We start from the raw sequence: 19,096 nt of genomic DNA on the forward strand, positions 1-19,096 counted from the left end.
TCGTTCGTCATCCATCCCCCGCATCGCCCCACCATGACCACACCTGCGCCGCCATGGCGTCGACGCACAACCAGGGTGCTGCTGTGGGCGGTCGGGCTGCTGCTCGCCGCGGCCCTTGGGCTGATGCTCTTCCTGAAGACGCTCGACGCCGAGGTCTACCAACGCGCCTTGGAGCGAGAGCTTTCATCCGCCCTGGATCGGCAGGTGTCGATAGGCGGCGTGTCGTTCGACATTGCCTTGCGACCGACCTTGTCCGTGCGCGACCTGCGCATCGCCAACCCTGCCTGGGCATCGCGGCCGGACTTCGTGACCGCTGCGAGCGGCGAGGCGCGCCTCGATCTCGTCGCCCTGTGGAAGGGTCGGGTCGAATTGCGCGGCATGCGCCTGAAGGGCGTGGACCTGCTGCTCGAGCGCAATGCGGAGGGCGAGGGCAATTGGCCCTTCGGCACGCCCCGTCAGAGCACCCAGCGCGCGGTATTGCCGGACTTCGGCACGGTGTCGCTGACCGACGTCCGCATCGGCTGGCGGCCGGGCGGCGGCGGCTCCGTGGAGCAGGTCCGTGTCGATAGCGCCGAGGCCACGATCAGCGGCGGCCTGCCGTTCCGTATCCAAGCGCTTGCCGATTATCGAGACACTCCGATGCAGCTCACGGTGGAGGCCGACGCCTCGCTGCAGGCTGCCATCGACGGCGCACCCTGGCGCCTGTCCGTCGGCCTGCGACCCGAGGGGGCGGCCCTCGCGCTCGACGTGCGACTGGCGTCGATCGCGTCCATCGAGGGCGTCGAACTCGGCATCGAGGCGACGGGCGAGCAACTGGCCGCGTGGTCCAGTGTCCTGGGCCGTGCATTGCCGGTTTGGGGCCCCTATCGCTTGTCGGCGCAGGCTCGCTACGCACAAGGCAGCCTGCAGGTCGACGGCCTGAGCCTGTCGCTCGATGGACTGCCGATGCAGTCGTCGCGCCTCGAGATCGGGTCGGGCAAGGCGGTGTTCGGTGCGAGCGTGGACACGCGGCTGACGCTCGCGGGCAAGCTCGGTGATGCGGCGTTCTCGCTCGAAGCCAGCGGCGCGCCGTGGCCCGAGCTGCAAAAGACCGATGGCGGCGCGCCCCTGGCGCTGCGTGCCGAGCTCGCGGGCTTCACGCTCAGCGCCGATGGACGCATCACGCCTGCGGCCGAAGCCATGGACTTCGACCTGGCATTGACCGCCCGGGGCGACGCGCTGGCGCCGCTGCGGCTGCTGGCGGGGCTGCGCCCGGGCCAACCCCTGCCGGTGGATATTGCGGCTCGCGTGACGAATTCCAAGGAGGGCTATTCGGCCAAGAACATCCGTGGCCGGGTGCTCGCCACGGCGGTGTCGGGAGATCTCGCCTACGCCAGCGCGCCGCGCGCGCTGCTCAGCGGGGCGCTGAACCTCGGCCAGCTGGACTTGAATCAGCCCGAGCTCAAAGCGCTCGAATCGGCCGCCAGCGAGTCCCGGCCACGGGATGTCGCCGGTGCCGGTGCACCGGCGTGGTCGCGCGGCGTCGAGGTGGATCTTTCGCTGCGGATTGCAGCCATCACCGGCCTGCCGGTCCCGGCAAGGAACCTGAGCAGCCGGGTGCGCTGGCGCGACGACGCGGTTCACCTGCATGGGCTTGCCGCGACGCTGGCCGGCACGGACGTCACGGGAGAAGGCACGCTTCGCTGGCGCGATGACCGGCCGCAGATCGATGGCAAGGTGAGCATTGCGGTGCTCGACTTCGCCAAGCTCGACGGCAGCGCGGCGCAACGCGGAAAGCGCAGTGCATTCGACGAACCCCTGCCGCTGGCGCCGCTGCGTACCTTCGATGCCAGGCTGGATATCGACGTTGCCCGCATCGCGGGCGCATCGGTGCCGATCGGCAAGCTGGCCGCGCTCGCGCAACTGCGCAGCGGCAAGCTAGCCATCGACCTGACCTCCGCCACGGTCGCCAACGCGCAGATGCAGGGCCATGTCACGGTCGATGCGAGCGGGCGGGCATGGCGTGTCGATGCCGACGCGAAGGCCGACCGCATCGACGTGGCAGCGCTGCTGCGGGCGCCGAATCGGCCTGACACGGTGCGCGGCGCGATCCAGGGGCTGCAAGTCCAGTTCGGCTCGCAGGGCACGAGCGTGCGCGAACTCATGAAGCAGGCGAAGCTGTCCGCTCGCGCCGCTCCCTTCACTCTCGCGGTGGGTCGCGACCGCTCCCCGGTCCAGGTGCAGCAGGCCAGCATTGCCGTGGAGCCGGGCGGCCCGGTGCGCGCGAGCGCGGCGGGCCATGCGCTCGGTGCGCCGATGGACCTGACGGTGGTCGCCGGGCCCCTGGCCGAACTGCTGCGCCCCGAGACCGCGTGGCCGAAGCTGGAAGCGAACCTGCGCACGGACCTGGACGGCGACACGCTCCACGTGGTCGCGACCAGCGGGCCATTGCAGCGGCTGATCGGCCTCCGTGACGTGCCGCTGGCGGTGCAGGCGACACTGCCCGGCGCGCGCGCCAGCCTGGAGGGCAATGTGGGCAATCTTGCGGCGCCCAAGGGCACGCAGCTCGCCGCCCGGATCGAGATCGACGACCTGGCGAAGACGGCGACGCGCTTCAGCGCTGCGCGCCTGCCTGCGCTTCCGGTCAGCGCCTCGGGACGGGTCACGCTGGGAGACGGAGAGGTGGCCATCGACGATCTGAGCGCACAGGCCGGCAAGTCGGATGCAGCAGGGCGGCTGCGAATCCGATGGCGCGACCGGCCAAGCGTGTCTGCGAACCTCACGTCCAGGCTGATCGATGCCACGCAATGGGCAGAGCCCACGCCGAACGAGACGCCGGTGCTCGACCGGCCCATCCGCATGCCGTTCCTCCTGTCGCGCGACGCGCAGTTGCAGCTGCGCGCCGAGCGTCTCCTCTTGCATCGCTACGACCTGGCGCAACTCCAAGTCGATGGCAGCCTCACGAACGGACTGATCCAGTTGTCGACCACAGCGGCCGAAGGCGAGATGCACGGGGAACTGCGCCTCGATCTGCGCCAGGAGGTGCCTGGTGCGGCGCTGCGCCTGTCACTCAAGGACGTCGATACCGAGGCGCTGTACACGGCTCGATCGGGGCCGGCGAGCGGGGCCGCCACGCCCCGGCTGTCGATCAATGCGCAGCTTGCCGGCGCCGGCACCACGATGCGCAACATGCTCACGGCCGGGCGCGGCGAGTTTCTGCTGACTGCCGGCGCGGGCACATTGCCCATCCACTCGGGCTATGGATTCGAGAGGGTCGCCGGCAACCTCCTCCTCGCGCTGCTGCCCGGCCGCAGGGCGGCGCAGCACACCCAGCTCGAATGCGCGGCCGCGCGCTTCGCCATCGCCGACGGCGTCGCCACCTCCAGCGACGGCATCGCGCTGCGCCTGCAGCACCTCGACATCCTCGGCGGTGGCGCGGTGAACCTCAAGACGGGCGAGATCCTGTTCGGGTACCGGGCGGTGCGACGCGAGCTCTTCCAGCTCAGCTTGATAGGCCTGACGAGCGGCGTCGCGAAAGTCACCGGAACGCTCAGCAACCCGACTGTCGAACTGGACCCGAGCGGCGCGCTGCTGGTGGGGACCGCGGCTTGGGCCACCGGGGGGATGTCGCTGCTGGCCGGTGACTTGTGGCGCAAGCTGCAGTCGACCGCCGACCCCTGCGCCCGCATCGCTGGGGGCGCCCAGCTGTCGAGCGACCCGCTCGATGTGCTGATGCGGTCGGTGCGGTGACGGTCGCGTTGCCTTCGCCCTTGCGGTCAAGCCTTGATTGAAGGTGAAGATATGTCTGGAACCCGTCCCCGGGCGTCGAAGATGATCGCAGGGACTATGAGCCAGGAGGTGGTCGAGTTTTTCCGGGCGACGGGCGACGGCTGGCAGTCCCGGACGGACGGAGTGCTGAAGGAGTACGTCGCGCAGCATTCGCGTAGATAGGGAGTGCCTCGGATGCGGGTCTTGATTCAAGGCGCCTTCCCCGCCCCCCCAAGCAACACCTCCGCGTCCTCCAACGCATCCGCCGCCAACACCGGCGCCGGCAGGCCCGACAGCCCGATCACCATCACGCAGCGCGTGTCGTCGCATTCCTGCGAGACGACCTTGCCCGCGACCTGGGTCGATGCCTTCTTGAACGTGACGCTGACCGATGCGCCGCGGACGATCTGGCGCTGCTTCGCGAGGGCCGCCGGCATGCTCACCAGCGCGGCCAGCGTGTTGGCCGGCGCGGTTACCGGCTTGGTGGCGGCGGCCACGTCGGCTCGGGGCTGGCGTCCCGAGATCAGCGCCACGATGGCGATCACCAGCACCGCGTGCAGGCCCAAGAAGAACCATCGCAAGACAGAGACGTGCCGAACGCCTTTCATCATCATGGCGCCGGGTGCTGGAAGACGACATTCGTCTTGCTGTTCAAAATCGACAGCCGGCTGACCGCCGCCCACGCGTCCTTTTCTTCGTCGGTGCTGGCCGGCAGCGGATGCCGAAGCGCCGCAAGCAGTTCGAACCGGTGCAGGTCGATGGCACTGCGCACGGTCTCGGCAAAGCCCGAATAGCTCGCATGCACGATGCCGAGCCATCCGTAGGCCACGACCGGACCCAGTCCGATCACGGCCAGGGCCGTCCACAGCGAACGCCCGTCGAACAACAGAAACACCGACCACGCAAACACCGTGACCACGGTCAGCGTGAGCGTCAGGATCGAGAAGTCGAGCTGGATCTTGGCCATCGCCAGCGAGTCGCTGAGCTTCGTGTCCTTCTGCACGACGAGCAGGAAGCGCGGCCAGAAGAAGTCGAACTCGATGCCGTAGCGCGTCAGGCAGTAACTGCGCAGCGCCGCCGCGTCGTTGCCGAGGCGGGTCGGCGCCAGCTCCTTCTCGCCGAACAGGCGCTCTCGCTCCGCCAGCGCCTGTTCCTCGATCTGCTCGGCCCGGTCGAGGGCATAGGGCGCCAGGCGGCGCACCATCTCTTCGTGCAGATCGTGCAATCGCGACGCCTGCTGCTTGTCGGCGGCTTCGAGAAAAAGGCCCGCGTCGGCGCAGTTCTCCTGCAAGGCCCTCGACAGGGCGCGGCGCGCGCTCTCGAAGCGTTCGGGTGAGATCACGCGGTTGAACCAGCGCTCGGTGCGCAGCCGCGCGATGTCTCTTTCTGCCGCGTCGATCGCCCGCCGGTTGCCGATCTTGCGATGGCGGGCGCCTACGGCCCGATCGTCCTGGAGGGCCTCGATCACGGCGCCGGACTTGGGCACGGCGGCACTCAACGCGAAGTCGCGCCGGTACGCGTTCTCGAGCGCGTCGCGCCGCAGGGCATGGGTCACGATCGTGAGGTGGGCGACCCATTTCCACATCGTCGCGCCTTCGAGGAAGCGCGTGACGAACTGCGCCAGCGGCGAGGTCGCATAGGCGATTACCCAGATCGCCAGCATCGCGATGACCAGGTCGAAGATGCGCCCGGCCGGGGCCGCATAGGCCTGCGCCGCGAAGGCGCGCACGGCCGGGAATTCGAGGCAGGCCAGCACCAGGTTCGCTGCCGCGAAGAGCAGCCAGGGCACATAGCGCGCGAGCAGGAAGGCGCGCCCGAAATAGGTGTCGAGCTTGTCGAGGACCTGGCCAAACATGAGGTGGCCGTCCGCGCGTTCAGCGCAGCGGTGCCTTGTGGAACGGGCACTGCCCGCCGTAGGTCTTGTAGTCCCGCTCGTCGTAGCTCTCGCCACCGACGGCGCATCGGTACTTGCTCCCGACCAGCCTCATGTCGTACTTCGCGTCGACGTACGCCATCACGATCGCCCGGCCGTCGGCGCCTTGCACCTGCTGCGTCACCAGCGCGTCCACGTGCAGGCTCCGGCACAGGTTGGCAACGCCGTGGAGCTCCGGGGCGAAGGGATCGAGGCCGGCGTTCGCCGCCATCTCGGGCGTCAGCTCTCGCGCCAGCAGGCCTCCGGCGCGCATGAGGGGCAAGCCCCCGGGCCTGCCGGCCAGACCCATGAGATCCGCGGCCCGGTGCAGCCTGTAGCCATCCGGCGCGATGGATACGACACCGGCGAACCTGCGGAGACCCGGGTTGTCGAAAGCCTCGGAGGCGGGCGCATCGGCGTCGAAAAGCGGCAGAGCGACGGGTCGGAAGTCCGCCATGATGGTCAGTCCTTCTTGCTGTCCGCGCGGTCGATGTCGGAAGCGATCCGGCCGATCAGCACATAGACGCTCGACTGCAGGCACTCGGCGGTGTTCGAGCGATTCCAGTCATAGCTCAGCGACGGGGTGTCCACCTTGAGGCGCGCCGCCACGTCCTGCAGGAAGGTGCCCATGCTCGCCTGGTCGAAGGCGAGCCCGCCAGCCGCATTCATGAGGTCGCTGTATTTCCACACCACGGCCGGCTTGTCGCGCGCCAGCTGCAGCCGCACCGCCGTATCGATTGCCGCCATGACGCTCATGCAGGCTCCTCAGGGTTGGTGCGCGCATTTTGTGGCAACTGGCACGAAAAGGAAACACTTTGGGCTACAGGCTGGTCGCGGCCAATGCGTTGGGACCGGCGACCCCTATTTCGCAGGCGAGAAAGAGGTTGGCGCCAGGAACGAGTTGTCCATCTTCGCAACGATCGGTCCGGCTGCCTCGCTCGTCTTCCTGACCTCGACCCATTCGGGATCGACGACAAACGTGCCCCACTTGGCCTCACGCTCGGCCAGGCTCTCCCAGACAAGCATGTAGGTCAGCACGTTGCTGTCAGGTCCGACCGCAGTCGTCCAATATCCGAGTTGACGAATCCCCAGCCGGTTCCAGATGCCCACGGTGTGATCGCGAAATCTGGCAAGAACGTCGGGTAGCCGGCCAGGCATTGCGGTATAGACGCGTAGTTCGTAGATCATCGACATCAGTCCTCAAAAGGTTGTTGCCAAGCTCACATTTTGCTGCCCGTTCGGGGCGAGTGAATCACAAGGAAATACAAGTCATGACCGATGCAGTTTCCGCAGCCCTGCAGGCCTGTGAATCGTCTGCGCAATATGAGGCTCTGAAGTTGGCGTTTGCCTGTGAATGCGTGCAACGAGTCCGTCACTTGCTGGAGGACGAAGGTGTCGCGCGCTGCCTCGACATCCTGGAGGCGTACGTCAAGGGGGAGGCGGATCGAGGAGCGCTCGATCGGGCCGCGGCTGAAGCCGCGGTCTTGGCCAATCGGCATCAAGGCTCTAGATCATTGGACGGGGTGGGTCACGCCGCTGTATCAGCAAGCTATGCCGTGGCGAATGCACTGGGCGGCCGTGTTGTTCAGGCGGCAGACTACGCCGCTTACGCTGCGGTCTACGGTGACGGCGGCTATGGCGCAGTGTGCGATCCCGAGTCATTTGTCGATGAGAGGAATTGGCAGCTCGCAACACTGGAGCGACTTGCGAACGCTCTCGGGGTGCGATGAGCGGCACCGACGAGCGAGAGGCTGCTGTCGGCGGCCACCTGTTCGCCGTGGCCGACGTCTCGAACCTTCAGACTGACGAGGTCGAAGTCCTTGATCAGCCGAGGGACCCCTATCAGGATCAACTCCGCACAATCGAACCCGAGAAACGCCGAGTCGGCGAAGACCGAGTGAGAGGGGAACACGCTACTTCAAGACAAGTAGGTCCGCTTCAATCGAGCTTGATCCCCGCGGCCTTGATCACGGCGCCCAGTTTCGTGGCGTCGTCCTTGATGGTCTGCGTGAACTGCTCGGGGCTGCTGGCGACAACGTCCATGCCCATCGCCCCGAGCTTCTCCGAGGTTTCAGGCAGCTTGAGGATGCGCGTGATCTCGCCGTTGAGCTTGGCAATGATCGCGCGGTCGGTGCCCGCAGGCGCGACGAAGCCGATCCAGGTGACCAGGTCCATGCCAGGCAGTCCCGACTCCGCCAATGTCGGGACATCCGGCAGCGACGGCGAGCGCTTGGCACTGGTGACCGCCAGGGGCCTGACCTTGCCGGATTTCACGAAGGCGATCGCCGGACCGAGCGCATCGAAAATGACCGGCACCTGTCCGCCCACGACATCCGTCATCGCCGGGCCGCTGCCCTTGTACGGCACAGCCACCATGTCGACCTTGGCCGCGGCCCTGAAAGCCTCGCCCGCAACCTGCGCCGGCAGCGCCCCGTGGGCGTAGGCGAGCTTGCCGTCGCTCGACTTGGCCAGGCCGATCAGATCCTTCACGCTGCGCGCCTTCACCGAGGGATGCACCGCCAGCACCATGGGCATGGTGACCGCCAGCGAAACCGGTGCAAAGCCGTTGATCGGGTCGTACGGCAGCTTGGCGTAAAGACTCTGGTTCATCGCAAGCGTGGAGTCGATCGGGAGGAACAGCGTGTAGCCGTCCGGCGCTGCGCGCGCCGCCATCTCGGCGCCGATCAACGTGTTGCCGCCGGGGCGGTTGTCAACGGTGACGGGCACATTCCAGCGCTCCGACAGCTTGGCTGCGACGGTGCGTGCCACCGTGTCAGTGCCTCCGCCCGGCGGGAACGGCACGATGATGCGAACAGGACGCTCGGGAAATGTGTCCGCGACGGTGCCGGCAACCCCTGCCAAGGGAAGGGCGAACAAGCAGAGCAAGAGCTTCTGGAGCAGCTTCATGGACGATTCCTTGTCGCTCAGTCTGGAGGGTGATGGGTGTCGCGTCGGTCGAGCCTACACCCGACGAGAAGCAATACATTACTTTTCAACTATTCAGGTGTCAACCTTAGGAATTACCCTCAGCCCGACGAAAAGTCGCGCCTGCCTCTCCAGGATGTCGCGGCCGATCCGCCGAACGTTCGAGCGCCATGGAAGGGCAGAATCTGGGCCGAAATGTGTTTACCAATCGGAGCAGGATTTGGACTTGAGCGCGTTGCAGACCACATTGCGGGAGTTCGCTGCCGAGCGCGATTGGCAGCCTTTTCATACCCCGAAGAATCTGGCCATGGCCTTGTTGGTGGAGGTCGCCGAGCTGGGCGAGATCTTTCAGTGGATGACACCGGAGCAATCGCAATGCGCCCACCACGACCGCGTCGTCAAGGAGCGCATCGGCGATGAGGTCGCCGACGTGCTGCTGTACTTGCTTCAACTGGCGGACCATTCGGAGATCGACTTGAAGCGCGCGGTTGGCCGCAAGCTCATCAAGAACGCGAAGAAGCACCCGCCCTTGCGGCCGGGCTTGCCATCCGGGAGAGCGGCAGCCATCGCGCCGCAGACCCATGTTCTGGTCGACTGGGAAAATGTGCAGCCGAAGGACATCGACATCCGCAGGCTCGTGCCGGACGTGACCGACGTCTGGCTCTTTCACGGCCCGCACCAGAAGAAGGTGGCCGCCCACCATGAGTCGTTCGGCGAACGGGCCACGCTGGTGCCAATCGCCCGCACCGGCAAGAATGCGCTCGACTTTCATCTGTCGTTCTACATGGGCTATATCGCATCGCGCCATCCCGAGGCGCGATTCGTCGTGATGGCCAACGATCGAGGTTACGGGCCGATGGTGGAGCACGCGACGGACCTTGGCTTCGCCGCGCGCCAGGTCGGATTTGCCGAAGCACCGGTAGTGACGGCGGCGCCGTCCACTGCGGCAACGAAGGCCGAGGCGCCCGCGGTCGCCAAGGACTTGACGCTGGATCTTGCGCGAATCGAAGCAGCCCTGCGAAAGACGACCGCCCGACCGGGCAAGGAGGCGACCCTGGTCACCACTATCGCGTCGATGCTCGGACAATCGGCCACGGTCGAGAGCGTTTCCGCTGTGCTGTCGGGACTTCTGGCCGGCGGCGAGGTTGCTATCGATGAGGCGGGGCGGGTGGCCTACGCATTCCAGTAGACACGTCGCTGCCCGGCCAGGCCTCGGCAAAGGCCCGCATGTACATGAGGTTGGCGCAGGAAAGCCCTTCATGTCCGGCTTTCAGCCCAACTTCAGCGCGTAAACTGTGCAGAACTTTGTACAAATCCTGAAGGAGCAAGCCATGGCAATTTCTGCCGGTGACGTGATTCCGCTGTCGCAAGCCAGAGCGAACCTGTCTGAATTGGCCGACCAGGTGAAGGCCGGTGCCGAGAAGATCATTACCAAGAACGGTGAGAGCTACGTGGCCATCATCGACGCCCGGCGGCTGGACTACTATCACCAGCTGGAGCGCGAGCGCATCCATCTTCTGCTGATCGAAGACGCCAGCCGAGGCCTTGCCGATGTTGCAGCGGGCAAGGTCAAAGACGCGCGCAGCACCCTGAGCGCCATCAAGCGCCGCCGCGCTGCCAAGGCCGCTGGGTAAGCAACGGCCTCGCATCGTGACAGCCGGGCGTACCGTCAAGCTCACAGCCAACCTCGAGCGAAACCTTGAGCAACTCGAGGCCTTCCTGATCGAAGTCGAGGCCCCGCATGCCTTCGATGCGCTGTTGGACGAGTTGATGGACACCGTCATTCCGAACCTGGAGCGCTTCCCCGGCATGGGGCGCTTGTTCCTGGAACGTCCCGCTCGCTCGGTCGAGGTTGCCAACGGCATTGCTCGTCTGACCAGGCAACTCGGCTCGCTTGCCCAGGACGGCGAGTTGCGCGAGTACGTCATGACGCATTATTTGCTGCTGTATGCGCGGATCAAGGGCACGGTGTACCTGCTTTCGATCCGCCACCAGCGGCAGCTTTCGTTTGACTTCGATGCGCTTTGGCAAAGCTGAGCTACGCAGGCGCGTTCGCGACCACGGAAGTCACCACGGAAGTCACCACGGAAGTACGGCGGGTCGTGGCGGCCATGAACGGTGAGCTGTCACGCCAGGAACTTCAGCGCCTGCTGGGGCTGGCGAATGCCGAGCATTTCCGAAAGGCCCATTTTTTTGCCGGCGCTGGCCAGCGGCATGCTGGAAATGACGCTTCCGGAGGCACCGCGCAGCAGCAAGCAGCGCTACCGTCTCACCGCGGCTGGCCAGCGGGTCAAGGAACGCCAGTGAGGACGCGGGCATAAGCGAGGCGAGAAGCTGTTCGCGGCTTTCCCAATGGCGCGCGCCTCGCCGCAGCCCGTCGCGCATGGCGCTCAGCTTGCGGATCGCGCGGTCGAACTCGTCCGCCTTGGCCGCGAGCTCCCGCCTCTAGAGGGCAAGCAAAGGAAGACGGCAGTGCCGACACCGCGGGAGAAGATCGGGAGGTCGCCCGAGCTGAGAAGGCGCTGACGACTGCGCCAGGTAGCGCAGCTAGACAGGCACCACGTTGAAGCGCTTCAGGATTGCCTGGATTTCCGAGGATGAGGCCGGATCGATAGACCTGGCGTTCACCACCGAGAGCTTTCCGTTCGTGACGCCGCGGCCGAAAAGCGCGATGCACAGCTCGTTCGACTTGAAGCGCGAGCGGTATTGAAGACCATCGAGCTGCGGCGTCCGGTGCTCGTGCAGCAGCCTGGACCACTCCCTCGTCCGGAGGTACTGGTCGCCCATGATGTTGGATGCGCTCTCGCCCAGATCCAGCAGGTACTCGTCGCGGAACGTTGCCAACGTCAAGGTGCCCTGCACATGAACCTCGCATGCCCAGCGCGCCGTCATCTTGCTCGCCTTGATGGGAATGGGCGCCCCGGCCGGCCTGACGACGGCATCGCGGACGACCGTCTCGAGCCAGCAGGTTTCGGCCTCGTACCCCAGGTACAAAACGCCGAACTCGTTGGCAGCCGGAACATGGGCGGGGCAGTCGTACCGGTTGTTGCCCTTGACCGCGGGGTCCAGCGGATTGTTTCCTTTCCAGTAGACGCGGTGCACCCGTGCACGAGTGACCGTGACCACGTCCACCTGAAAAGGAGACGGCAGCGAGGGCGGCGAATAGGTTGGCGTCGGCGCGACTGCAGGCGTCGCCGGTATGGCGGTGCTCATGCGGTCTGCGGCGCGTCCGCAGACTCCGCTTCGAGCGTCCGGAGCACCATCGCGAGCGCGGCGGGGCCGTCCACCGCAGCGCCAAGGTACTGGGCGAGCTCGGCTTTGCGTACCTGTTGCTGCGTGGTCAACGATTCCGCCGGCAACAGCAACTCGAAAGGCCGCATGCCATTCAAGGAGCCGTTGGGCGCCACCAGGAAGTGGTAGAGGTCCCAAGGATCGGCGACCGCGGACAGCAGCGCCTTCGTCGCGTCCGCACCGATGCCCAGCGCCCAGACAGGGATCCGATAGTCGTCGTTCTGCTGAAGCTGAAGGGCCAGCAGTTTGTTGTCGCGCACTCGACGCCGAACGGCGGCCTCCCCGAGGCCGAACACCTGCGCGACCTCCCCGGTCGACTTGAACTGGTCGGAGGCCAGCACCGAGCGCTTGTACTGGAGGCCTCGCAGAAGCAGAGCCTCCCAGCCTTCTTCAGGATCGGTGACGACGCTTTCGGCCTCCGCTTGCGCCGCCAGGGCGGTCGAGACCTCGCGAAGCAACTCGGATTCGCTCATGGGGCGTTGCTGGCTTTCGGCTTGCTTGATGGAGTCGACCGTCAGCTCGATGACCCGAGCGACCGTGTCGAAGGCGATGTGAGCTGCTCCCCGATGCTTCGCACTCGGCTTGACGAGGATTTCGCGTCGGGCGACTTTCTTCTTGAGGACACTGACAGCGCGACGACGGTCGCCAGGCGACTTCTTGGTGACCTCGACGACGTCCTGCCTGCTGTTCTTGAGCCCTATCTGTCCGGCAGAGGTATTCGTGCCCTGCCACACGCTGAGGGAGCCGGCCTCGATGACCAAGGTGTCCGCCGCTCCGACCTTCGGCGGGGCCTGCTCGGGTGCCTTGGGACGCTTGGAGAGAGTGGTCATCAGGTTACGTTGGTTCCGTTGGTTACGCAGCAGTCTAGCGGAAGCGCGGAACCCTGTCGATCATGTGGCCGTTTCGACTGCGAGCCGCGCGCTTCGAACTAGCTCCCCGGCGCCCATCATTCATCCAGAAGGGAGAGGCCAGAACCGGTCACTCCACCCGCGCATGCACCAGGTGTCGCGGCTCCCGCCCATAGTGCTGATCCCTATGACAGTTGGGACATAGCGCGATGGCGTTCTCGACCGTGTCATCGCCGCCTCGCGCGAGCGGAACGATATGGTGAACTTCCAGGTAGGGATCGCCCGATCGATCGCGGACAAATGGCGCATCCTCGCCGCAACCTCCACAGACACCCTCCGCGCGGAACAAGGCTTCGGCGACCACATCGGGATTGCGCTCGAACACTGTCGTCGTGACCGTCACCCTGCGGGGCGTGGGCGATGCGTTTTTAAGCCGTTCGAGCCGAGCTTCTTGCGTGCGCCTCAATGACGTCTCGACAGCCCCCGCAAAGCGGGCTTGAACCTCGGCCTCCCGCTCAATGAATCCCGCCGCATGGGCGAGGTTCAACTCCTCGGCCACGCAGCCAATGTCCGCAGGGTCAGCCGGAGTGATCTTCAGCCAGATCACTCCCGGCTCTACATCGCGAACCACGCGGTCGATGGAGAACGTGTGCGTGAGAGAGAAGCGACCCGATGAGAGATCCTTCAACAGCCCGGTCATCTGCAATCCGAAGCGTTCGGCGATACCGATCGCGTTCCAGAGAGCAGTGCGCTGAGGTTCGATCGGCATTCCTGCGTTGTCCCGCTTGACCTCGTACCAATAGGTGCCGGTGGCAATGTCGCGCCGAACGACCGGCACCGGAGGCCGGGAGGGATCACTGGCCGGCAGTTCATTCCACAAACTCATGAAGAACCGGGAACCTCCGCCCGCTTCTGCTTCAGATCGCGCTACGTCGAAGGCTGACCAGGACTGGAAGGGCTTCTTCGCGCCGTGCGCGACGTACGCCTCGTTGGTCGGGGTAGTGAAATGCGAGTAGTCCTGCATGGGTCAAAGTGCGGCCAAGGGCCGTGTGGAGAAGAAGAACGAAGGCCTAAAGCCGATGGATCGGCGATGCGAGACGAGGGGCTCTTATCCGTCGAACAAGCTGGTGCACTCAACACCGACATCCTCGAATCGCAAAGGCGAAACCCATGCCCGTCCCCCACTCTTTCTGACGCTCTCGTAGCCCCAGGCGGCCACCCGCAGGATGGTCGGACCATCGCCGACGATGCCCGCCCCACTGCCAACTTCAGCCAGGTCGTCCCCCCGCTTCACGGTCCGCTCAAGCCACCGTTCCAGGTGCCGCCGCGCAGCCAGCATGTCCGACTTGCTTCTGTTGCATGCACGGTGCGCCAGCACGAAGTTGTGGGCCATGTCCCGCGGGTATAGCGAGAACGGGATGTAGTGGTCGACATCGACTTCCCTCAGCGCGCCGCCGCAATAGAAGCAGTTGTCGCCGTCAATCTTGCGCAAGCCCGCGCAAAAGGCCACGAGCGACTGGCGGGAGATGCGGAAGAGAAAGTCTTCCAGGTCGTCCGCCTCACCCAGGATGCCGCGATTGAGCTTGTTCGACTTGACATGCCCGACCCAGTGGGTGCGCGCCAGCTGCTGGACGAGCGGATGAAACCGGCGCAGGCAGTAGGCAACGCCCGGGTTCAGCACGAGCTGGCCGGGGCCGGTGCGCTCGTACAGGAACGGGTCGTTGCCGCCGCCGAAGTTCTGCAGAAACTTGAGAGGCTGAGCAGAAACGGTCTGCGTCACCTTCGACAGCAAGGCCCGATAGTCGGGGTGCCTTGCGGCCTGCCACGGCATGTTGATCCCGGTGCGTGCCCTGAAGGCCTTGATGGCCGTCACCACCGCAGCCTGGTCGCCCAGGTTCTGCGCCAACACGCCGGGCAGGGCTCCAGCGCGACCGGTGCCGTAGTCGAGCGACTGCCGCCAGTACTGCTGAATGAAGCGCTCGCCGATCTGGCGCGTGGCCAGCCGCAAGGCGCTGCCGTCGTCCGCACCGAGTTCCACGGCGAGGTCCGCCAGCGCGATCAGCAGCGCAAACTTGTACGTGGCTGTGAAATCGCCTTCGGCGAAGAGGCGTTGGAGCTTGGCGAGGAAGCTGAGTTGGGCTTCGGGTGAAGGCGGCGGAACACTTGCCATGGAGATCGAGAAAAGAGGCACAAGGTCGCAGGAGGTGCTACGGAGCAGTCGAGTCCGGGAGCGCAATTTCCGCAACCAGTGGTCGATGATCGCTTTTCCCCTTCCACCCTTCGAAGCTCCCCACCTCGACTGACACCGCCAGGTCGGCCCAAGCGTTGGGCACGAAACAATAGTCGATGTGGTGGGGCTTGGCCTCATTCCATTGGTGAAAGAAAGTCGGCTCGACCTCGCTTCCGTGAAGTTCTTTGCGATGGTGGTGATACGCGCTGACCAATCCCTTTTCCTTGAGACGCGCCACCAACGCCGAGTGGTTGAGCTCCTTCGGGTGCTCCTTGTCCCACTTCGCGTTGGAGTTGAAGTCGCCCATGACGACGACCTGGTTCTCGGCGAACAGGTGTGCGTACAAGTCGACGGCGGTCGACAGCGCCCGCACGTACTTCATGGGCTGCTCGCCGAGCGTCCAGACCGCGAACAGGATAAACGGCACCGGGCCCTGCACCGCCACAGGGATGACGTACTTCGGAACGTCAGGCAGCGGTGGCAAGGGCCGGAGGGAGTAGCCCTTGCTTGCCACCACGGCCAAGCCCAATTGTCGGTTGTCGCCGAACCACAGGATCTGGTCGGTCTGGGCGTGTGGTGCTGCGATCTCTTGGACCACCGCGATATCGGGCCGCAGCTCGTTCAGCATCGGGAATTTGTGATCGAACTGGCCCTTGCAGGCGTTCCAAGTTGCCAAGCGCATGTGTGACTTTGCTAAGTTGAATTGTTGTGCGAGGGAGGAGTTGCAGTCTATTCAAGTCGCATAGCGACCGATGCAATGGCCGCACATCCATTCCCCATCGTCATAGATGCCGCCAGTCATATCCGCCCGTTGGTTGCACTGGCCGCACCGGGCGATGATTCCGCCATCCCAATCGTCCCTTGATCGCGAACGGTCCTCAAAGCCTGCTTGCCGCGACGGGAGCAGCTTGAGATCGGGCGGTGAAGCGAAGCAGCCGCAATTGGTGCACCACTTGCCGCCATGATGGTCGATCGTGCTGGACTTGAGGCAGCGTTTGCAGACAACGAGCTCGACCGGTGCGGCCGGCGCCATCGGCGCCAACTCGTCCAGGCTGCTGACCCGACGGCACTTGAGGCCGTTTTTGTTGAGGTGGATCAGGAGCGGGTCGAACCCCTTGTCCTTCGAGAGCACGATGCACTCGGTGTCGGCCGCGGTCGCGAACGTCCGGCCGAGTTCGAAAGCGATGTGGAAGTCGAGCGCATTCTTGCCGGTGCCCTCGATCTTCTGGAAGTCCACGCGCTGGAACTTGTGAGCGGTCGCCTTCTTCGAGGCAGCCTTGGGCGGATTCTGGTTTGCACCGACATAGATGATCGCCCGGAAGCTGTCATCCAGAAGGGAGAGGTCGACCTTGTGGACGTTTTCCAGATCAACGAGCAACAGTGACTTCTTCAATTCAGCGCTCCGAGAATGTTCTTGCCCCGAGTTCGACTCCGCAGCTTGCCGCGGAAAGACCGCAGCGAGCATAGCGCCCAGCGTGGCATCCACGACCCTGACGATGGGTGCGCCCTCCCTTCGTTTGATGGCTGTTGCGATCGATTTCCGATCCGACCGTGAAAAATGCAGTGATTCCGCTCGGTCGGACCGCAAGGCGGAAGCGGCCTGGACGACCCACAGCCCGAGTAAGCCGCGCTGGGCCGATCGCAACGCCGCGGCCCGTCACGCGTGAAGCCGACGATGTATCTCGCTGAAGTTCGGCTTCCAGGCCAGATGGTCTCCCACCAGATCTGTGCAATCGACGTTACGGATCCGTAAGTCGCGGGCCTGGATCGGAGAGAGGCCGATCGGCTCGCTCAGCCATCCATTGGCGCCACGGTAGAGGTTCTTCAACACGCCGTCGCGCTTCGAATGACAGTTGTAGATATGTCCCCTGGCACTCTTGATCGCGCGCGACCAATCGGCTTGGTCCTTCGCGCCGCCACCGACCGCGCCGCCGAGCAGGTAGACGTCCTCGACCCATCTTTGGCTCTTGTGGGACAACGACATCAATGCATGGAAGATCACCCGCGCACCCAGCGAATGTCCCATCAACGTGAATGTCCAGCCGGGTGTCCTCGCGATGGCAATGGCCAGCATCTCTCCGGCAAAGCGCGCCTTGATCATCGAAGCATGCCAGGGGTTGTCGATCACGGACAAATGCTTTCCAACGGACTGGGCGCGGCCCGATTCCCAATCCAGGTGGTACCAGGTGTGTCCCGCGAAGGCCGGACGCAATTGCGACATCCAGTCCCCGACGTCCTGGTTCATCTCGGTCAGAAAGCCGTTGACGAAGATCACGCCGTGCTTGCTTCCGGGATTGATTTTTCGGATGTCGAAGTGCTTGATGCCGCCGACGAATGAACTGGTCGCTTCCAACGCGGAGGTGACCCCGGCAACGGCAACAGGCGCGAACGGCATGAGGGCCCGACTGCCCGCTACCTTCGCGCCCTTGCGGACCAGCTCGATGTAGTCAGGCGAATCCCTGGCGAAGATCTTCTTGCAGTCGCCGATGTCGTCCAGGGTGTGGGCCAGTTTGCCGACGGACGCGATGATCCCGTCATGCTCCGCGCACAGGTTGTCGTCCCAGTACTCCCCGTGGCGCGCCATGTGGCGGCACTTCGGTGCCATGCACTCCAGCGTCTTTTGCTTGCAGCGGTCGCACCGATAGAGATCTCTTCTTGCCAGGTTCGTCTTGACCAGCGTGTGCATGGTGTGTTCGAAACACCATGAGCAGAATCGATTCATCGTCGCAGTTCCAGAAATGCCCTAGATGGTTTGTAACATAAGGTTTCAACCATGGTTCCGCTTCCTGACCATCGCGATATACGCGGCCACGCAGGCCGACGACACGACACCGCCGAAGAAGGCGATGGCGAATGCCGCGAGGTTTTCGAGCGGTGAGTAGTTAAGTTTCATGCGGGCTCCTTTTCAACAGGGCAGTGTCATGAAGGAGGCGACAAAACATGTCGCACCGCGGTCGTATTGCACACTTTGACCGCTCTATGGGGCCGGCTGCGCCGCGGGCCTCGCATAGAGTTCCGCATGGCCGAATCGAACCCCGAACTCTCGCATGCTGCCGACGCCCGATGACGCAGCGCGCCAGCAATCTCGACACGCTGCTGATGTCGCTGGAGATGCTCAAGCGCATCCCGCGCGTCGGCAAGATCTCGGCGCCCGAGTTGCATCGACAGCTCTTCGATGCCGGCTTCGCCCGCGACCTTCGCACTGTGCAGCGCCAGCTCGAGTTGCTCAGCGAGCACTTTGACATCGAGCGCGACGAGCGCAGCAAACCCTACGGCTACTGCTGGAAGTCGCACACGCAGGCCTTCTCGGTGGCTCACCTCAACGAGCAGGAGTCGGTGCTGCTGTCGCTGGCCGAGCAACACCTGCGCCATCTGCTGCCGGCCGGGCTGATGCGCTCGATGCAGGGCTTCTTCGAGCAGGCACGGGTGCAGCTGGGACCGGACCAGCGAGGCCGGCCGGCGCGCAGCTGGCTTGACAAGGTGCGGGTCGTCGGAACAACCCAGCCGCTGCTGCCGCCCAAGGTGCAGCCCGAGGTCTTCGAGGCCGTCAGCAACGCGCTGTATGCGGACCGCTGGCTCGACGTGAGCTACGGCAACGCGGCAGGCAAGCAAGTGGAAGGGCGGGTGATGCCGCTCGGCCTGGCGCAGCAGGGTCCGCGGCTGTTCCTGGTCTGCCGATTCGAAGGCTATGAGGACGATCGCGCGCTGGCCTTGCATCGGCTGCGCAGCGCGCACGACAGCGGCCTGCCCTTCGAGCGGCCTGCCGGCTTCGACCTGCAGCGCTACGACGACGAGGGGCGCTTCGGCTTCGGTGCCGGCAAGCGCATCGAATTGGTGTTCCGGCTGCCCGCCGAGACGGCGCTGCACCTGACCGAGTCGCCGCTGTCGCACGACCAGCGGGTGCGGATCCTGCCGGACGGACGCAGCGAGTTCACGGCCACCGTGGTGGAGTCCAGTCAACTGCGCTGGTGGCTGCGCGGATTCGGCAGCGCGCTCGAACTCAGGAAGCCCCGCCGGTTGCTGGATGACTAGGCGTGGCCGGCCGTGGGCCGACGGCGGCCTGCGTCACAACGCGTCGCTGGCTTCGGGATGATCTGAACAGAGCATGAAAAACCGACGTCATCTTCGAATCAGCCGCTGTTT

At 65.0% G+C, this 19,096-nt stretch carries 23 protein-coding genes and 2 pseudogenes; 9 read left to right on the top strand and 16 right to left on the bottom strand.

Annotation, left to right across the window (positions count from 1 at the left end):
- Positions 1-33: 33 nt before the first annotated feature.
- Together QZH52_RS29505 and QZH52_RS38705 are read left to right on the top strand one after the other, a co-directional pair.
- A complete protein-coding gene (locus QZH52_RS29505) occupies positions 34-3,729 on the top strand; it encodes an AsmA family protein (RefSeq protein ID WP_301814485.1) in 3,696 nt (1,231 codons plus the stop codon).
- A gap of 81 nt (positions 3,730-3,810) precedes the next feature.
- Positions 3,811-3,930: a BrnA antitoxin family protein gene (locus tag QZH52_RS38705; RefSeq protein ID WP_436411645.1), complete on the top strand. Its 120-nt coding sequence runs from the start codon at positions 3,811-3,813 to the stop codon at positions 3,928-3,930.
- A gap of 26 nt (positions 3,931-3,956) precedes the next feature.
- On the opposite strand, the gene QZH52_RS29510 is transcribed toward QZH52_RS38705, so the two are convergent.
- From QZH52_RS29510 to QZH52_RS29530, 5 genes are all read right to left on the bottom strand, one after another.
- Positions 3,957-4,328 carry a hypothetical protein gene (locus QZH52_RS29510; protein ID WP_301814487.1) on the bottom strand — a complete coding sequence of 124 codons (372 nt, stop codon included), beginning with the start codon at positions 4,326-4,328 and terminating at the stop codon, positions 3,957-3,959.
- A gap of 29 nt (positions 4,329-4,357) precedes the next feature.
- Positions 4,358-5,602 (bottom strand): hypothetical protein, encoded by a 1,245-nt coding sequence (locus tag QZH52_RS29515; RefSeq protein ID WP_301814489.1) that lies wholly within the window; start codon positions 5,600-5,602, stop codon positions 4,358-4,360.
- A 19-nt stretch (positions 5,603-5,621) separates the two neighbouring features.
- Positions 5,622-6,116 carry a hypothetical protein gene (locus QZH52_RS29520; RefSeq protein WP_301814491.1) on the bottom strand — a complete coding sequence of 165 codons (495 nt, stop codon included), beginning with the start codon at positions 6,114-6,116 and terminating at the stop codon, positions 5,622-5,624.
- 5 nt (positions 6,117-6,121) lie between these two features.
- Positions 6,122-6,415, bottom strand: a complete 294-nt coding sequence (locus tag QZH52_RS29525; protein ID WP_301814493.1) for a hypothetical protein — start codon at positions 6,413-6,415, stop codon at positions 6,122-6,124.
- 105 nt (positions 6,416-6,520) lie between these two features.
- Positions 6,521-6,847, bottom strand: a complete 327-nt coding sequence (locus tag QZH52_RS29530; RefSeq protein WP_286534908.1) for an NIPSNAP family protein — start codon at positions 6,845-6,847, stop codon at positions 6,521-6,523.
- A gap of 83 nt (positions 6,848-6,930) precedes the next feature.
- Here QZH52_RS29530 and QZH52_RS29535 point away from each other — a divergent pair, with 83 nt between their 5' ends.
- A complete protein-coding gene (locus QZH52_RS29535) occupies positions 6,931-7,389 on the top strand; it encodes a hypothetical protein (protein WP_301814494.1) in 459 nt (152 codons plus the stop codon).
- 208 nt (positions 7,390-7,597) lie between these two features.
- Here the strand turns inward: QZH52_RS29535 and QZH52_RS29540 are convergent, their stop codons facing one another.
- On the bottom strand, positions 7,598-8,566 hold the full coding sequence (locus QZH52_RS29540) for a Bug family tripartite tricarboxylate transporter substrate binding protein (RefSeq protein WP_301814496.1): 969 nt from the start codon (positions 8,564-8,566) through the stop codon (positions 7,598-7,600).
- A 238-nt stretch (positions 8,567-8,804) separates the two neighbouring features.
- Here QZH52_RS29540 and QZH52_RS29545 point away from each other — a divergent pair.
- The 4 genes and pseudogenes from QZH52_RS29545 to QZH52_RS29560 all read left to right on the top strand — a co-directional run.
- A pseudogene (locus QZH52_RS29545) lies at positions 8,805-9,110 on the top strand (nucleotide pyrophosphohydrolase); the annotation flags it as partial.
- Positions 9,087-9,773: a PIN domain-containing protein gene (locus tag QZH52_RS29550; protein WP_366919331.1), complete on the top strand. Its 687-nt coding sequence runs from the start codon at positions 9,087-9,089 to the stop codon at positions 9,771-9,773. The pseudogene QZH52_RS29545 and the gene QZH52_RS29550, both read left to right, overlap by 24 nt.
- 142 nt (positions 9,774-9,915) lie before the next feature.
- A complete protein-coding gene (locus tag QZH52_RS29555) occupies positions 9,916-10,218 on the top strand; it encodes a type II toxin-antitoxin system Phd/YefM family antitoxin (RefSeq protein ID WP_301814497.1) in 303 nt (100 codons plus the stop codon).
- A gap of 16 nt (positions 10,219-10,234) precedes the next feature.
- Positions 10,235-10,621 (top strand): type II toxin-antitoxin system RelE/ParE family toxin, encoded by a 387-nt coding sequence (locus QZH52_RS29560; protein ID WP_301814498.1) that lies wholly within the window; start codon positions 10,235-10,237, stop codon positions 10,619-10,621.
- 89 nt (positions 10,622-10,710) lie between these two features.
- Here QZH52_RS29560 and QZH52_RS29565 read toward each other — a convergent pair whose 3' ends face one another.
- Complete coding sequence (locus QZH52_RS29565) at positions 10,711-10,839, bottom strand: hypothetical protein (protein WP_301814606.1); 129 nt, start codon at positions 10,837-10,839, stop codon at positions 10,711-10,713.
- On the opposite strand from QZH52_RS29565, the gene QZH52_RS38710 reads away from it, so the two are divergent.
- A complete protein-coding gene (locus QZH52_RS38710) occupies positions 10,808-10,891 on the top strand; it encodes a hypothetical protein (RefSeq protein ID WP_366919332.1) in 84 nt (27 codons plus the stop codon). The two genes, QZH52_RS29565 and QZH52_RS38710, sit on opposite strands and share 32 nt — an antisense overlap.
- A gap of 51 nt (positions 10,892-10,942) precedes the next feature.
- Here QZH52_RS38710 and QZH52_RS29570 read toward each other — a convergent pair.
- The 9 genes and pseudogenes from QZH52_RS29570 to QZH52_RS29610 all read right to left on the bottom strand — a co-directional run.
- A pseudogene (locus QZH52_RS29570) lies at positions 10,943-11,029 on the bottom strand (MerR family transcriptional regulator); the annotation flags it as partial.
- Positions 11,030-11,131: 102 nt separating this feature from the next.
- Positions 11,132-11,797 carry an RES family NAD+ phosphorylase gene (locus QZH52_RS29575; protein WP_301814499.1) on the bottom strand — a complete coding sequence of 222 codons (666 nt, stop codon included), beginning with the start codon at positions 11,795-11,797 and terminating at the stop codon, positions 11,132-11,134.
- Positions 11,794-12,705 (bottom strand): hypothetical protein, encoded by a 912-nt coding sequence (locus QZH52_RS29580; protein ID WP_301814500.1) that lies wholly within the window; start codon positions 12,703-12,705, stop codon positions 11,794-11,796. The genes QZH52_RS29575 and QZH52_RS29580 overlap by 4 nt, the downstream gene beginning before the upstream one ends.
- Before the next feature lie 148 nt (positions 12,706-12,853).
- Positions 12,854-13,747: an HNH endonuclease gene (locus QZH52_RS29585; protein ID WP_301814501.1), complete on the bottom strand. Its 894-nt coding sequence runs from the start codon at positions 13,745-13,747 to the stop codon at positions 12,854-12,856.
- 84 nt (positions 13,748-13,831) lie between these two features.
- Positions 13,832-14,893 carry an HNH endonuclease gene (locus tag QZH52_RS29590; RefSeq protein ID WP_301814503.1) on the bottom strand — a complete coding sequence of 354 codons (1,062 nt, stop codon included), beginning with the start codon at positions 14,891-14,893 and terminating at the stop codon, positions 13,832-13,834.
- A gap of 37 nt (positions 14,894-14,930) precedes the next feature.
- Positions 14,931-15,635, bottom strand: a complete 705-nt coding sequence (locus QZH52_RS29595) for an endonuclease/exonuclease/phosphatase family protein (protein ID WP_301814504.1) — start codon at positions 15,633-15,635, stop codon at positions 14,931-14,933.
- Between the two features lie 51 nt (positions 15,636-15,686).
- Positions 15,687-16,346, bottom strand: a complete 660-nt coding sequence (locus QZH52_RS29600; RefSeq protein ID WP_301814505.1) for a PIN domain-containing protein — start codon at positions 16,344-16,346, stop codon at positions 15,687-15,689.
- A gap of 264 nt (positions 16,347-16,610) precedes the next feature.
- Positions 16,611-17,639 carry a DUF726 domain-containing protein gene (locus QZH52_RS29605; protein ID WP_301814506.1) on the bottom strand — a complete coding sequence of 343 codons (1,029 nt, stop codon included), beginning with the start codon at positions 17,637-17,639 and terminating at the stop codon, positions 16,611-16,613.
- An 81-nt stretch (positions 17,640-17,720) separates the two neighbouring features.
- Positions 17,721-17,846, bottom strand: coding sequence for a hypothetical protein (locus QZH52_RS29610; RefSeq protein WP_301814507.1), 126 nt, complete (start codon positions 17,844-17,846; stop codon positions 17,721-17,723).
- Positions 17,847-18,016: 170 nt separating this feature from the next.
- On the opposite strand from QZH52_RS29610, the gene QZH52_RS29615 reads away from it, so the two are divergent.
- A complete protein-coding gene (locus tag QZH52_RS29615; protein ID WP_301814508.1) occupies positions 18,017-18,985 on the top strand; it encodes a helix-turn-helix transcriptional regulator in 969 nt (322 codons plus the stop codon).
- Positions 18,986-19,096 lie beyond the last annotated feature (111 nt).

The sequence above is a fragment of the Variovorax ginsengisoli genome (assembly GCF_030486595.1).
GTDB classification, from domain to species: domain Bacteria; phylum Pseudomonadota; class Gammaproteobacteria; order Burkholderiales; family Burkholderiaceae_C; genus Variovorax; species Variovorax ginsengisoli_B.